16 protein-coding genes are annotated in these 14804 nt (G+C 40.2%); 15 read left to right on the forward strand and 1 reads right to left on the reverse strand.

Annotated elements, in window-relative coordinates; all coding sequences use genetic code 11:
• The first annotated feature begins 25 nt into the window (after positions 1–25).
• The 4 genes from IGJ49_RS02355 to IGJ49_RS02370 all read left to right on the forward strand — a co-directional run bounded on the left by IGJ49_RS02355 (position 26) and on the right by IGJ49_RS02370 (position 3920).
• The gene (locus IGJ49_RS02355) at positions 26–1198 is read left to right on the forward strand and encodes a pyridoxal phosphate-dependent aminotransferase (RefSeq protein ID WP_023519102.1); all 1173 of its coding nucleotides are present in this window, start codon (positions 26–28) and stop codon (positions 1196–1198) included.
• A gap of 120 nt (positions 1199–1318) precedes the next feature.
• On the forward strand, positions 1319–2698 hold the full coding sequence (locus tag IGJ49_RS02360) for an FAD-dependent oxidoreductase (protein ID WP_010736320.1): 1380 nt from the start codon (positions 1319–1321) through the stop codon (positions 2696–2698).
• Between the two features lie 290 nt (positions 2699–2988).
• A complete protein-coding gene (locus tag IGJ49_RS02365; RefSeq protein WP_010736319.1) occupies positions 2989–3270 on the forward strand; it encodes a hypothetical protein in 282 nt (93 codons plus the stop codon).
• Positions 3271–3653: 383 nt separating this feature from the next.
• A complete protein-coding gene (locus tag IGJ49_RS02370) occupies positions 3654–3920 on the forward strand; it encodes a hypothetical protein (protein WP_438722263.1) in 267 nt (88 codons plus the stop codon).
• Between the two features lie 129 nt (positions 3921–4049).
• On the opposite strand, the gene IGJ49_RS02375 is transcribed toward IGJ49_RS02370, so the two are convergent.
• Entirely contained in the window at positions 4050–4802 is a 753-nt protein-coding gene (locus IGJ49_RS02375) for a MurR/RpiR family transcriptional regulator (RefSeq protein ID WP_010736317.1), read from the reverse strand.
• A gap of 155 nt (positions 4803–4957) precedes the next feature.
• Here IGJ49_RS02375 and pfkB point away from each other — a divergent pair, with 155 nt between their 5' ends.
• The 11 genes from pfkB to IGJ49_RS02430 all read left to right on the forward strand — a co-directional run bounded on the left by pfkB (position 4958) and on the right by IGJ49_RS02430 (position 14685).
• Positions 4958–5890 carry a 1-phosphofructokinase gene (pfkB, locus tag IGJ49_RS02380; RefSeq protein ID WP_023519103.1) on the forward strand — a complete coding sequence of 311 codons (933 nt, stop codon included), beginning with the start codon at positions 4958–4960 and terminating at the stop codon, positions 5888–5890.
• Positions 5890–7281 (forward strand): PTS fructose transporter subunit IIC, encoded by a 1392-nt coding sequence (locus tag IGJ49_RS02385; RefSeq protein WP_077152070.1) that lies wholly within the window; start codon positions 5890–5892, stop codon positions 7279–7281. The genes pfkB and IGJ49_RS02385 overlap by 1 nt, the downstream gene beginning before the upstream one ends.
• Before the next feature lie 19 nt (positions 7282–7300).
• Positions 7301–7756, forward strand: a complete 456-nt coding sequence (locus tag IGJ49_RS02390) for a fructose PTS transporter subunit IIA (protein ID WP_062805688.1) — start codon at positions 7301–7303, stop codon at positions 7754–7756.
• Entirely contained in the window at positions 7753–8736 is a 984-nt protein-coding gene (gene lacD, locus IGJ49_RS02395; RefSeq protein WP_438722267.1) for a tagatose-bisphosphate aldolase, read from the forward strand. Before IGJ49_RS02390 ends, lacD (IGJ49_RS02395) begins: the two co-directional genes overlap by 4 nt.
• A gap of 375 nt (positions 8737–9111) precedes the next feature.
• Positions 9112–9855: a GntR family transcriptional regulator gene (locus tag IGJ49_RS02400; protein WP_023519107.1), complete on the forward strand. Its 744-nt coding sequence runs from the start codon at positions 9112–9114 to the stop codon at positions 9853–9855.
• A 1-nt stretch (position 9856) separates the two neighbouring features.
• Positions 9857–11035, forward strand: coding sequence for an SIS domain-containing protein (locus IGJ49_RS02405; protein WP_010736311.1), 1179 nt, complete (start codon positions 9857–9859; stop codon positions 11033–11035).
• Positions 11036–11055: 20 nt separating this feature from the next.
• Positions 11056–12033, forward strand: coding sequence for a tagatose-bisphosphate aldolase (lacD, locus tag IGJ49_RS02410; protein ID WP_010736310.1), 978 nt, complete (start codon positions 11056–11058; stop codon positions 12031–12033).
• A gap of 57 nt (positions 12034–12090) precedes the next feature.
• Entirely contained in the window at positions 12091–12570 is a 480-nt protein-coding gene (locus IGJ49_RS02415) for a PTS system mannose/fructose/N-acetylgalactosamine-transporter subunit IIB (protein ID WP_224434517.1), read from the forward strand.
• 13 nt (positions 12571–12583) lie between these two features.
• Entirely contained in the window at positions 12584–13474 is an 891-nt protein-coding gene (locus tag IGJ49_RS02420; protein ID WP_438722270.1) for a PTS mannose/fructose/sorbose/N-acetylgalactosamine transporter subunit IIC, read from the forward strand.
• Entirely contained in the window at positions 13461–14270 is an 810-nt protein-coding gene (locus tag IGJ49_RS02425; protein WP_010736307.1) for a PTS system mannose/fructose/sorbose family transporter subunit IID, read from the forward strand. Before IGJ49_RS02420 ends, IGJ49_RS02425 begins: the two co-directional genes overlap by 14 nt.
• Before the next feature lie 13 nt (positions 14271–14283).
• Positions 14284–14685: a PTS sugar transporter subunit IIA gene (locus tag IGJ49_RS02430; protein ID WP_023519111.1), complete on the forward strand. Its 402-nt coding sequence runs from the start codon at positions 14284–14286 to the stop codon at positions 14683–14685.
• Positions 14686–14804 lie beyond the last annotated feature (119 nt).

Raw genomic sequence — 14804 nt, forward strand, 5'->3', positions numbered from 1 at the left:
ATAGTAACCAAAAGGGGAGAAGTCTATGAATCTACACCATCGTTTTAATCCAAGGCTGGCTAAAATCGAAGTCTCGCAGATCCGTATGTTCGATCAGCAAATCTCAAGCATTCCGGGCATCATCAAATTGACATTAGGTGAGCCAGATTTTTCAACACCTGAAGCAGTCAAAGAAACAGGGATCACAGCCATCAAAGAAAACTATTCTCATTATACCGGGATGAGAGGTTTACCAGAATTATGTGAAGCAGCTTGTTTCTTCCAAAAAGAACGTTACGGTCTTTCTTATGATCCGCAAACGGAAGTACTAACAACGATCGGTGCCACAGAAGCGATCGCGACAGCTTTATTAGCGGTCTTAGAAGAAGGGGATAAAGTATTGATCCCAGCACCTGCATATCCCGGCTATCAACCAATTGTTGATCTAGCAGGCGCCGAATTGATCACGATCGATACATCAGACACTGGCTTTATTTGTCAGCCAGAACAACTAGAAGAGGCGTTTGCCAAATACGGAGACGAAATCAAAGCTGTGATTTTGAATTACCCAAGTAATCCAACGGGAACATTGTTATCTGCGGAGCAAATGAGCAAACTTGCAGAAGTTTTAAGCCAGCACCCAGTCTTTGTCATCAGTGACGAAGTTTACTCGGAGTTGAACTACGTGGGAGATCATGTCTCGATGGCTACGTACTTGCCTGAACAAACGATCGTCGTGAATGGACTCTCTAAATCTCATGCCATGACTGGTTGGCGCATTGGGTTTCTCTTTGCTCAAAAACCAGTGATCGATGAATTGATCAAGGTCCACCAATATTTAGTTACTTCTGCCACAACGATTTCTCAAAAAGCTGCGGTCGAAGCCTTGACAACGAGTATGGACGAAGGGGAAAAAATGAAGGCCCGCTATGTCGAACGCCGAGATTATCTATTGCCGCAACTTACGGAATTAGGTTTTCAAATCTCTCAACCTGATGGTGCGTTTTATTTGTTCTGTCGCTTACCAGAAACAATCCAGATGAATTCGTGGGATTTTTGTTTAGCACTCGCAGAACAAGGTAAGGTTGCCTGTATCCCTGGCTCAGCTTTTGGACCGGAAGGTGAAGGATTTATCCGAATCTCTTATGCAAGTGGGATGGATGACCTACAAGAAGCGTGTAAACGTATCGGCACATTTTTAGCACAATTAAAAAAATAATATTAAAATAACTAATAAAATTTTTAGGCAAGCCTTTTCATTTGCATTATTATTCTTAGAATGATATCGTAAAATTGTTTAGAATGATTCTAAACAATTGTTATGAGGAGGGTTTTGTCAATGGAAAAAACGAAAGTAATTATTGTCGGTGCATCACATGGAGGGCATCAATCCATTTTAGAATTACTATCTAGATACGGAGAAAATGTGGATATCACCTTGTTTGAAGCAGGCGACTATGTTTCATTTATGTCATGCGGCATGGAATTATATTTAGAGGATCAAGTCACTAGTGTGAATGATGTCCGTAATTTCAGACCGGAAAACTTTCCACAACCAAATGTGGCGATATTAAATAACCACGAAGTAAACACAATCAATGCAGATAAAAAAACAGTTACAGTTACACGTAAAGAAGATGGACATACAGAAGAGTATGCTTACGATAAATTGATTTTGAGTTCAGGTGTTAAACCAAACTCATTACCTGTTCCAGGAACAGACTTAGAAAATGTATATTTGATGCGTGGCTATAATTGGGCAACGAAAATCAAAGAACGCATGACAGACCCAGCAGTGAAAAAAGTAGCTGTGATCGGTTCAGGTTACATCGGGATCGAAGCAGCAGAAGTTTTCTTGAATGCAGGGAAAGAAGTAACGTTATTAGATATGATCGATCGTCCTTTAGGTACTTACTTAGATAAGGAAATGACAGATATCTTAGAAGCGCACTTAAAAGAAAAAGGCATGAACATCAAAACTGGCGTGAATATCAAAGCCTTCACAGGTGACGGTAAAGTCGCAGCCATCGAAACAGACAGTGGCACGATCGAAACAGATTTGATCATCCAAGCTGCTGGTGTCAAACCGAATACCGAATGGTTGAAAGGCATCGTTGATTTAGATGAACGTGGCTGGATCATCACAGATGAATACCTACAAACAAACTTACCTGATGTTTATGCAGTAGGAGATGCAACACTTGCTTATTCGATCCCAGCAGGCAAAAAAGTGCCGATCGCATTAGCAACAGTTGCACGTCGAGAAGCACGCTATGTCGTTCAACACTTATTTGAACAAACACCAAGCAAACCATTTGGTGGCTTAGTCGGCTCATCTGCGTTACGTGTGTTTGACTATCATTTTGCTGCAAGTGGCTTGAACAGCTTCACAGCTGATCGCGCTGGCGTAGCCATCAAAACAGCCTTCTATGAAGATACGATCCGTCCAAAATTCGTACCAGAAGAATTTGGGAACGGAAAAGCAGCTGTACAATTAGCCTATGATCCATTTACGCACCAATTGCTAGGTGGCGCTGTTTTATCAACGAAGGACATCACTGCACAAGGCAATGTCTTAGCACTAGCAATCCAACAAAAATTAACGATCGAAGACTTGGCAGAAGCAGATTTCTTCTTCCAACCAGGACACGACCGTCAATGGAGCTTACTAAACTTAGCGGCACAACAAGCACTAGGTGAAGAGCCATTTGTGGAGTAAAAACTAAATTTAAGTAATAGTAAATACGGAATAACAGGTGGATGGAAACATTCAGCCTGTTGTTCCGTTTTTTTATTTATTCGTAAGAGTTGTTTGGGTTGAAGGGAAATGTTGACGATTATGCTGTTAAAACAGCTTTTTAGGAATGTAATAATTTTTTTTTGATATTTTTTGATATGATTAAGATGGAAGTTATTTTAATTTGTTAAAGTAATATTTTAGTGCTTTACGTATATATATTTGTAGAGAGGGATCGGTTACTATTTATACATAGAATGGAGAGATGAAAGATGACCTACATTCGAATATTCAAAATAATCCAACTGGTTTTATTGGCGCTAAGCATCTATTTTGCTGCAATGAAAAATACGATCTATACCATACTGATTATGCTATCACTATTTATTGAATATACCCAATCCGAGCAACCTAAAACTCCTTACAAATCGGGAAAAAATTCAATCTATCTACCGAATCAAACATCTAGAACGGAAGTGGTGTTTGCGCTGATTCCCACGATTTTAGTTCTTATGATTTGCTCCATTTTGGAATTAGAATTGTATCATTTTTAGTAACAGGAATAATTTGAACCACATCTATTTAGTTAGTAATAAAAATGAATACATAAAAGTATCGATCGTATGAGAATTTTAGAGAAGGTGAACCGAGTGAGTCAAATAATTGTTCTCACCTCCTATCTAGTGATTGGGAACAAAAATAAAATTCATTTTTGTTTCTAACCTTAAACTTAATAAACGATGTTCCAGAAGTAACTCCTTCAGAAATAAGCCGAGAAATCCAAAAATTTGAAGAACAATTTTCGTTTTTCTCGGCTTATTTCTCGGAGCTAGACACTTCTGTCACAACCTCATGGAGGTATAAAAATAATAGAAAATAGTTAGAAAACAGGACAGAAAATCTACAAATAAAAGAAGAATAGAATGGAGAGATAACAATGACCTACGCTAGAATACTCAAAGGGACTAGTTTAATTTTATTAGCTTCAAGTATTTATTTTGCGGCCCAGCAAAATACTATTTACTTCACACTGATTTTATTATCAATACTTATTGAGTCTGCTCAACCCAACCGCCCTAAAATTCCTTATCAATTGGAACGAAAAGCCATCTATCTACCGAATCAAACATATGGAACGGAAGTGAAGGTTGAATTTGTTTTGACAGTTGTAGTTTCGATTATTTGTTTTGTTTTGGCATTATGACAAGACATGAATGTAGATGAACGTCATGAATCAAACGTAAATAAAATTGAATGAACTCTTTCGTAAAGAAGCACCAATCACCGAAAAAACTTCACATTTTCGGTGATTGATGCTTCTTATACTTGTTCCTCAATCCCCCTTCTTCACCCGTATCGCATACGAATCCAGCAAGATCCGCGCAATCACAGAAAGTGGCAGGCGAGAGCGGACTTCATATTCAGGGAAAAAAGAGATTTCGGATTTGAAGCCGATCAAAGATAATTCTGCTAATCGGTTCAAGCGACTTTCCCGTGAGGCGGTGATCAGGATCGAACTGATTTCCTCGCGGTAGCAATTCTCCGCTGCTGCTACGAGTTCTTCTGTTTCACCGTTTAAGGAAATAAAAAGAACGACATCTTTTTTGTGCAATTTGCGACTAACGGTTTTGATGATATTTGGATCGGTATGAAGGACACAATACTTATCGAGTAGTTGGAATTTTGTTTGTATTTCTTCTCCAATCATTTCTGAAAATCCTCTGGCAAAGATAATGATTCTTTGTGAACTCCAGATTTTTTGAATCGCATCTTCGATTACCCCTGTATCCAATAGATTGATGGTACGCACGACTTCCTGTTCGTTTTTTAGAATAGAGGTTTTTATTTCTTCATCTACTTTATCGACCGTAGCAAAATTGATGGTGGTATTCTTCTTTTCCTTTAAATGATGCTTAAAAGAAGTATAGCCTTCGTACCCTTTTTTCTTCATGGTACGAACGATGGTCGTGGTGGATACGTTGGCTCGTTCGCTTAGTTTGATAATTGATAGATTTGGGATTTCTTGGATGTGATTCATCATATACTCCCATAAAAAATGTTCTGCCTCGCTTAATTTAGTTTCCATTTAGTCCTCCCCCTTTTCTTTTTATTCTACCATTGATGTAAACCCTTACTTAGATGAGTTTTATTTTGTAAACATTTACCTAAAATTTTGCTTATTTAGAAAACATGTACATCCAAAAACAGACCATACTGTAGATAAAGTGAGGAGGGATACAGGTGGCTAACGTATATACATGTACGATGAATCTGGCGATTGATCTGTTTATTGAAGTGGCACAACTCAAACCGAATGTCGTGAACCGCTCAATCGATGATGATATCCAAGCAAATGGGAAAGGTGTCAATGTTTCATTGATTTTAAAAAAACTCGGGATACCAAATACTGCGTTGGGCTTTAGCGGAGGATTTACTGGGGCTTATATTGAGGAATGCTTGACGAAGGAAGGAATCGACGCTCATTTTGTTTCTATACCCGGAATGACTCGCATCAACGTATTTACACAAGTGAATGAGGAATCAAGTGAATATAAATTGGTCAATCGTGGACCAGAAATCGACCAGTTAGCGATGGAAGAATTGCTTGAGACAATCAGTCATTTGTCAGCTGGAGATTATCTTTGTGTTTCTGGGAGTCTGCCAAGAGGTGTACCAGAAGAAATCTTAGTAATGATCAGTAAAATCTGTCATGAGAATCAAGTGCGCTTGATCTTAGATACGAGTGCTAAAATCGTTAAACGATGTCTAAAGTATCAACCATTTTTACTGAAACCGAATGAGCAGGAATTGGCAGAATGGTTTGATGAAGAAATAGCAGAAACGGAATATGTAAACTATTGCAAGAAACTATTAGCCGCAGGTGCACAAAATGTATTGCTGTCATTAGGTGGAGCGGGTGGGATCTATGTGAACGAAAACTATTGTTTGACAGGAAACGCCCCGCAAGGAAAAGTCGTTAATACCGCTTGCGCCGGGGATACACTCCTAGCCACTTTTCTGGCAGGATTGATCAAAGAAGAAAATAGTGCGGATTGTTTCAAGGACAGTTTAGCTGCGGGTAGCTCGACTGCGTTTCAAAAAGGATTGACTGATTTTACCGATGTCGCAGAGTTGAAAAAACAAATCACCATTCATAAGGAGGAATTCAGATAATGGCTAAATATCGATTAATTGCTGCAACTGGTTGTCCCACAGGTATCGCCCACACGTATATGGCACAAGAAGCACTGGAACAGGCAGCAAAGAAAAAAGGCATTACGATCAAGGTGGAGACCCATGGGCAAGTAGGGGTAGAAAATCGTTTGACAGATCAAGAAATCATTGAAGCGGAAGCAGTGATTATTGCGGCGGATAAAGATGTTCAGCCTGAAAGATTTGCCGGGAAACGGATCATTGATGTTTCTGTTTCGAAAGGGATCAAAGAAGCCGATCAATTGATTGCTGCGGCTTTAAACGGTGAAGGAGTGATTTCTGAAAAAATCGAAATGGCAGAAGGAGATAAGGAAAAACAACATGCACAACAGAGTGTTGGTCACAGCATCTATAAGAACTTGATGAATGGTGTTTCCCACATGTTGCCTTTTGTTGTCAGTGGGGGAGTCTTGATCGCCATTTCTTTTTTATGGGGGATTTATTCTGCCGATCCTGCCAATGCGCAATACAATGAATTTGCTGCGAGTTTGAATCGAATCGGTGGTTTTGCAATGAGTATGATGGTGCCGGTCCTTTCCGCGTTTATTGCTGAAGGAATTGCAAAACGTCCTGGATTGGTTGTGGGGTTTGTCGGCGGATTGATTGCCTCAGACGGTGGTACAGGTTTTTTAGGTGGAATTATCTCAGGTTTCTTGGCAGGATATGTGGTATTGGGATTAATAAAAGCGTTACAACCTTTGCCTAAAACACTAGATGGTTTAAAGGCAATTTTCTTATATCCCGTACTAGGGGTATTGATTACTGGATTGATCATGACAGTCATTTCAGGACCGATGGCTAGTATCAATGAAGGAATGATGGATTTTCTAGCAGGGTTTGAAAACTCAAGTCCTTTAGTATTAGGGGTGATCGTCGGTTGTATGTGCGCATTCGATATGGGGGGGCCGATCAATAAAGCAGCCTACGTTACTGGAACTGCCCTGTTAGCACAAGGAAATACTAGCTTTATGGCGGGAGTTTCTGCAGCCTGTATTGCTCCGCCGTTGATTACTGGCTTTGCGGTCTTGCTTTTTGGGAAATACTTCGAGCCAAACGAAAAGAATGCTGGTCTAGTAAATTTTATTCTAGGCTCAACACATATTACGGAAGGTGCGATTCCTTTTGCAGCAAAAGATCCGCTTCGTGTCTTGCCAATCATGATGCTTGGTTCGTCGATCGCCGCTGTATTGACCTATTTCTTTCGCGTGCAAGTACCGGCACCCCATGGCGGATTTCTCGTTTTACCAGTAGTGACGCATGGCTTACTTTGGATTCTTGCGATTCTTGCTGGTTCTATTGTAGGGGGAGTATTACTAGGCTTGGTTCAAAAAAGAAAGTCACTGAGTGTGTGAAAGGGAGAGGATTCATTTGATGGAAAATTTATTTGTTTATACCAATGTGGCGGCGAATACTCGTGAAGCGGTGTTTGCGTTTCTTTCAACAAAAATCGTTGAGGTAGGTAAAGCGACCAATGAACAGGCGGTCGAAATCGGCTTGAAACAACGCGAAGCAGAAGGTACGACTGGTATGATGGATGGCTTTGCGATCCCTCATGCGAAAAGTGAAAGTATAGAAGAACCAACGATCATTATTTTGAAATTAACGAATGCAGTCGCCTGGGATAGTTTAGACGGTCAACCGATCAAGTATGTGATTGCGTTGTTTATTCCAGCTGCAGAAGCAGGAACCAGTCATTTGGCGCTTCTTTCACAAATGGCACGAATGTTGATGGATGAAGGCTTTAAACAAGCATTTATCACTGCTTCCACTCAAGAAGAAATTGTTGGCTTGATTGATTCTAAGTTAGAGGGGATGTTGAAAAAATGAGGAAAGTATCAGAGGGGAAATACCAAGCATTGGTAAACATGAGTAATCCAGACGGGATCATCGGGGCTTTAGCGATTGACCAAAGAGGCGTATTGAAAAAAATGATGGCGAGACACCAAGAGGAGGTCAAAGTGGATGATTTGATCCATTTCAAAGAACTCGTGTCCGAAGAATTGACACCTTTTGCTTCTTCGATTCTTTTAGATCCAGAATATGGGTTGCCCGCTGCTGAAAAACGCGCTAAGACAGCTGGACTATTGTTGGCTTATGAGAAAACAGGATATGATACAACGATACCTGGACGTTTGCCAGATAACTTAGCTTTTTGGTCAGCCAAAAGACTAAAGGAAGCTGGAGCAGATGGCTGCAAATTCTTGCTTTACTATGATGTAGACGAAAGCGAAGAAGTCAATGAACGGAAACAGGCATATGTAGAAAGAATCGGTTCAGAATGTCTGGCGGAAGATCTTCCTTTCTTTTTAGAATTGCTATCTTATGATGCAACGATCCCAGATACGACCTCCAAAGAATATGCCAAGATCAAACCGAAAAAAGTCATTGAAATGATGAAGATTTTCTCAGAGCCGAGGTTCAACGTAGATGTCTTGAAGGTAGAAGTACCTGTCAATATGACTTATGTTGAAGGTTTTGGAAAAGAAATCATTTATTCCAAGCAAGAAGCATCCGCTTTGTTTATCGAGCAAAGCCAAGCCACTGACTTACCGTTTATTTTTCTGAGTGCAGGTGTCAGTGCCGAAGGATTCCAAGAAACGTTGCATTTTGCCAAAAACGCTGGCTCTTCGTTCAATGGCGTTTTATGTGGGCGAGCTACATGGGCAGATGGTGTGGCACCTTTTGTGGATCAAGGGAGACAGGCAGCAATAAAATGGCTAGCTGAACAAGGGAGAAACAACATTGAGGAATTAAATGGAGTATTGAGGAAGACAGCTTCTTCTTGGCAAAATAAGATTAGTCGCTAGTTGATTAGTCATCTTGAAATAGCAAAAGAGAAACACTTTGAGCGCCTAGACGTGGGAAATGAAGTGTTTCTTTTTTTTTGTTATTTTTCATTGGAATTTAGCGGAATGCAAGAAAAAGAACCGTTGGATTTGTTCATTATTTTATAAATTTTCTAGGATAAACAAGCTTTTTAAGGCTAAGCCTTATGCTTCTTTTTATGAAGTTTATGCTGTTTTTTTATTTTAAGTGGTATTTTCGAGGTATTTAAATTTTTTTATATATAGTTGGTTAAAACGTTGTTATATAGCGGTTTTTAAGCGATTTTTATGTTGACAGGTAGTTATTATTACTTTACGATTGTCTTGTGGTTATAACCAGTTGGAAGGGGTAAAGAAATGGAAAATTCTCGTAAAGGGAAACCGTTATATTATCAACTAGTTGATGTACTAAAGAAACGAATTGAAGCAGAAATGATCCCGCATGATAAATTGCTGTCTGAGAGGGAGTTATGTCTGTACTATGGTGTGAGTCGGACGACGGTTCGATTAGCATTGCAGGAATTAGAAACACTTGGCTATATTTATAAAAAACATGGAAAAGGAACGTTTGTCAGTGACTTATCGCATCAAGCAGCGAGTTTAGCAGGTGCTTACAGCTTCACAGAAGAAATGTTGGCATTGGGGCGTACACCGAAAACGATTATTTTAGCTTTTGAAAAACAAGCAGCGACAAAGCAGTTGGCTGAACGATTGAATCTCAATCTAGGAGAAGCAATCTTCAAAATCAAGCGGCTACGTTTAGCGGATGATGTCCCTTTGATGGTTGAACGGTCTTATTTACCAGCAAAACTGTTTCTTGGCCTTGATTTGCCGATTTTGGAAAGCAAGCCTTTGTATGATGTTTTTCTGGAAGATTTTGATCAACATGTCCAAGTGGCAGAAGAAGAATTCTATGCCAGTATTGTTTACGCAAATGATGCCGAATTACTGCATATATGCGATGGGGCACCAATTTTACATTTGAAACGGACGACCTTCAATAGCAAAAACGAGATCATCGAATACACAGATAGTGTCGCCAGAGCAGACCAATTCCATTATAAGATCCGTCATGTTCGGAGTAATCTAGGAGGAAAATAACATGTTTGAACTGTCAAAGGATGAATTAGAAAAAATAGGTGCAAGGATCACTACAGAAGAAATCAAACAACAACCAGATCTGTGGGAAGAGGTTGTGGAAATCTTAGAAGAGAAGAAAAATGAATTAGCCCTTTTCTTTGATGCACTTGAAAAACAGGCAAACAAGCAACAAATCCAAGTCATCTTTACCGGTGCAGGCTCTTCTCAATATGTAGGCGATACGCTTGTTCCTTACTTGAATGAGCATGGAGACACCAAACGGTTTGCTTTTCATAGTTTTGGTACGACCGATATTGTTGCTTCTCCAAGAGAGTATTTGTTTCCTGATCAACCCACGTTATTGATTTCGTTTGCTAGAAGTGGCAATAGTCCGGAAAGTCTGGCAGCAGTCAAAATTGCCGATCAAGTTGTGGATACGTTGTTCCATTTAGTGATTACGTGTGCAGAAGAAGGAAAATTAGCACAAGTCGCACGTAAACAATCGCAACATTTCTTGTTGTTGATGCCAAAAAAAGCAAATGACGCTGGCTTTGCCATGACAGGTAGCTTTACATGTATGTTATTGAGTGCCCTTTGGCTGTTTGATCAAACGAACCAAGAAACAAAACAAAAGTATGTCACATCCTTGAGCCATATCGGCAAAGATGTTCTGAAAAGAGAGCAAGAACTGATCCAAGTGTTAGCAGTACCATTCAATCGGGTTGCATATCTTGGCTCAGGTAGCTTGGCTGGTGCCACAAGGGAAGCACAGCTGAAAATCTTAGAGTTGACGGCTGGGAAAATCGCGACGATCTTTGATTCTTCGATGGGTTTCCGTCATGGACCAAAATCCTTTGTCAATGAGCAAACTTTAGTGATCGGGTTTGTGACGAACCAAGCGTACACACGCAACTATGATTTAGATATTTTGGAAGAAATCAATGGCAATGCTATTGCTGCAAAGGTGTTAGCCATTGCTCAATCGACGCAAAGAGACTTTTCTGGAGCAAACTTTTTCCTAGAACCAGCCGCGCTAGAATTACCCGATGCCTATCTATCTGTAGTGATGATTTTGACCGCACAAATCATTGCTCTTCAGATGTCGATCAAAGTTGGTAATACGCCTGACACACCTTCACCGACAGGAACGGTGAATCGAGTAGTCAAAGGTGTGACGATCCATGAGTACCAAAATGAATAACAAGGAGGTCAATAAAAACGATGACACCAAATAAGAAAAAAGCGATGGAACAATTAGCAACAAAAGACGGCATCATCAGTGCATTAGCAATCGATCAGCGGGGAGCATTGAAGAAAATGCTGTCGGCTTTAGGAGAAACACCCACAGATGAACAATTGATTGAGTTCAAAGCGTTGGTTTCTAGTGAGTTGACGCCCTATGCTTCAGCTATTTTATTAGATCCTGAATATGGTTTGCCCGCTGCCAAAGTACGTGATCAATCCGCTGGTTTGCTCTTGGCGTATGAAAAAACGGGATATGATGTATCGACTCCTGGACGGTTACCGGATCTATTAGGAGACTGGTCTTCCTTGAGATTAAAAGAAGAACAAGCAGATGCAGTGAAATTTTTACTTTATTATGACGTTGATGAAGATCCAAAAATCAATCATTTGAAACACGTCTTTATTGAACGTCTAGGAAGTGAATGCGCAGGAGAGGATCGACCGTTTTATTTAGAACTGCTATCTTATGATGCGAAAATAAATGATAGCGCTTCACGTGAGTATGCAAAGGTCAAACCGCATAAAGTGATTGAAATGATGAGAGAATTTTCCAATCCTCGTTACCAAGTAGATGTTTTGAAAGTCGAAGTACCAGTCAATATGAACTTTGTCGAAGGTTTTGGTGACAAGGAAATCGTCTATAGTCAAAAAGAAGCAGCTGACTTTTTCAAGGCGCAAAGCGAGGCGACTCACTTGCCATTCATTTTCTTGAGTGCGGGTGTATCTTCTGAATTATTCCAACAAACGCTAGTCTTTGCTCATGAGTCAGGTTCCACCTTCAATGGTGTCTTGTGCGGAAGAGCGACTTGGAAAGATGGCGTCAAAGCTTATGTAGATGCTGGGAAAGAAGGAGCCGTCAAATGGTTACGGACACAAGGTAGACAGAATATTGAGAACTTGAATCAAGTAATCAATCAGACAGCGACACCTTGGTATCAAAAAACAGGTGAATAATGTAAGCGTTACCTTTAGTTTGAGAATGAACAATTTATTTGTAAAGGAGAATGAACAATGGCAATTATTGGTGTAAGAATCGATGGACGTTTGATCCATGGGCAAGTCGCGAATCTTTGGGTAACGAAGTTGTCGATTACTCGGATATTAGTTGTAGATGATGAGGTCGCAATGAATACAGTAGAAAAAAGTGGCTTGAAATTAGCCACACCAGCAGGAGTAAAGTTAAGTGTCTTACCGATTGAAAAAGCCGCAGAGAATATTCTCGCTGGGAAATATGACTCCCAACGCTTACTGATCGTCGCAAAAAAACCTGATCGATTATTGAAACTTGTTGAACGAGGCGTGCTGATCAAGGAAGTCAATGTAGGGAATATGTCTCAGACAAATGAAACCAGATCAATCACCAAATCGATTAATGTGGTGGAAAAGGATATTGAGGATTTCAAACAGTTAAATGCGCGTGGGGTCCATTTGACCGCACAAATGGTACCAAGTGATAAGTCAGAAGATTTTATGAGTCTTTTGAATAAATAAGGGGGTTAAGTAGATGTCCATTCAATGGTGGCAAATCTTATTATTATCTTTATATGCAGGTTATCAGATTTTAGATGAACTACAAATTTATTCCTCAATGAGTGCCCCCGTTTTTGCCGGTTTGTTCACCGGATTAGTCATGGGGGATTTACAAGCTGGATTGATCATCGGTGGTAGTATGCAATTGACCGTTCTAGGTGTTGGGACATTTGGCGGTGCTTCAAGGATCGATGCAAACTCCGGAACGATACTAGCGACTGCTTTTTCCATCTCATTAGGGATGAATCCAGAACAGGCAATTGCAGCTATTGCAGTTCCTGTCGCTAGTTTAATGATCCAATTGGATATTTTAGCTCGATTTGCGAATACGTACTTCGCTCATCGTATCGACCAACATGTCGAAACAATGAATTATAAAGCAATTGAACGCAATTATTTATTAGGTGCTCTTCCTTGGTCCTTGTCACGTTTGATCCCCGTCTTTTTAGCCTTAGCATTTGGTGGCGGACTAGTCGAAAACGTCGTCGCTGTGCTAAATGGCGATTTGAAATGGTTAGGAGATGGCTTATCTGTCGCAGGAGCCGTTTTACCAGCAGTCGGTTTTGCTATTTTACTACGTTATTTACCAGTCAAGAAACATTTTCTTTATCTGATTTTAGGTTTTACGATCACTGCTTTATTAGCAACGTTGTTCTCAAATGTCCAGTTGCTTGGCACGAGTGTCGCAAGTGTCGTCAAAGATTTGCCAGCAACCTTCAATTCATTACCGATGTTGGCAGTAGCAATGATTGGTTTCTCTTTAGCAGCGATCAGCTATAAAAACAATCAACGAACAGAAAACCAGCAAGTAGCAAGTCCCCATACAACCTCTGAGGAAGGAGAAATCGAAGATGACGAAATCTAATTACAAGTTAACGAAAGAAGACTTTACACAAATCAACCGCCGAAGCTTGTTGACCTTCCAATTAGGCTGGAATTATGAGCGGATGCAAGGTTCAGGCTATCTCTATACGATCCTGCCACAATTGCGAAAAATCTACGGAGATGATACGCCGGAATTAAAAGAAATAATGAAGACTCATACACAATTTTTTAATACCTCTAACTTTTTCAACACGATCATTACCGGGATCGATTTAGCAATTGAAGAAAAAGAGGGCATTGCTGCAAAAGAAACTGTCTCTGGGATGAAAGCTGGATTGATGGGACCTTTCGCCGCAATTGGCGATTCCATTTTCGCCGCATTGATCCCGACCATTTTTGGGGCATTAGCCGCAAATATGGCGATCAATGGGAACCCCGCGGGTATTTTTATCTGGATAGTAGCACAAATCGCAGTCATGGTCTTTCGTTGGAAACAATTGCAATTTGCTTACAAAGAAGGGATTTCTTTAGTGACCACGATGCAATCACGATTAACAGCGCTCACAGATGCCGCAACCTTGTTAGGGGTGTTTATGGTAGGTGCATTAGTTGCTACAATGGTGAATGTGAAAGTTTCCTGGGCGCCGAGCATTGGTGATGTGACGATGAACATGCAAAATAATATTGATATGATCCTTCCTAAACTATTACCAGCAGCGATCGTTGGCGGTGTCTATTGGTTATTAGGCAAAAAGAATATGACATCAACAAGAGCAATTTTTATCGTCTTGATTATCTGTGTCGTTTTATCCGCTTTAGGTGTGATCTCAAAATAGGAGGGTGTTGAAAATGAGCAAACAGTTAGTTCTTGTCAGTCACGGACAACTTTGTGAAGGACTAAAGGCAAGTACCGAAATGATCATGGGGCCGCAAGCTCATATTCATACAGTGCCTTTATTGCCGGAAGAAGGAACAGAGGATTTCAAAGAAAAATTTCTTGCGGTGGTTTCTTCGTTGGAAGACTATGTTGTCTTTTGTGATTTGATGGGCGGGACGCCAGCCAATAGTATTGTCCAATTGATCATGGAAGGCGAAGCGATCGAATTATATGCGGGCATGAATATGCCAATGGTCATCGAGTTTATCAATAGTCAAATGGTTGGATCGGCGCCGGAATATGTTCGCTCTGGTGCAGAGAATATTTTGAATGTGAACCAAGTGATTGTTGCATTGGCTGAAGATGACGAATAAATCAATGTTTGACAACGTTTACAAAAAATAGTATCTTTTTAGATAGGATAGTGATTATTCAGTTAAGCTAGACCTGATCAACGGCCTTTTTAGGTGGTTGATTAGGTCTTTTTTTATAC

This window comes from Enterococcus sp. AZ171, from assembly GCF_051714005.1.
GTDB lineage: Bacteria > Bacillota > Bacilli > Lactobacillales > Enterococcaceae > Enterococcus_B > Enterococcus_B pernyi.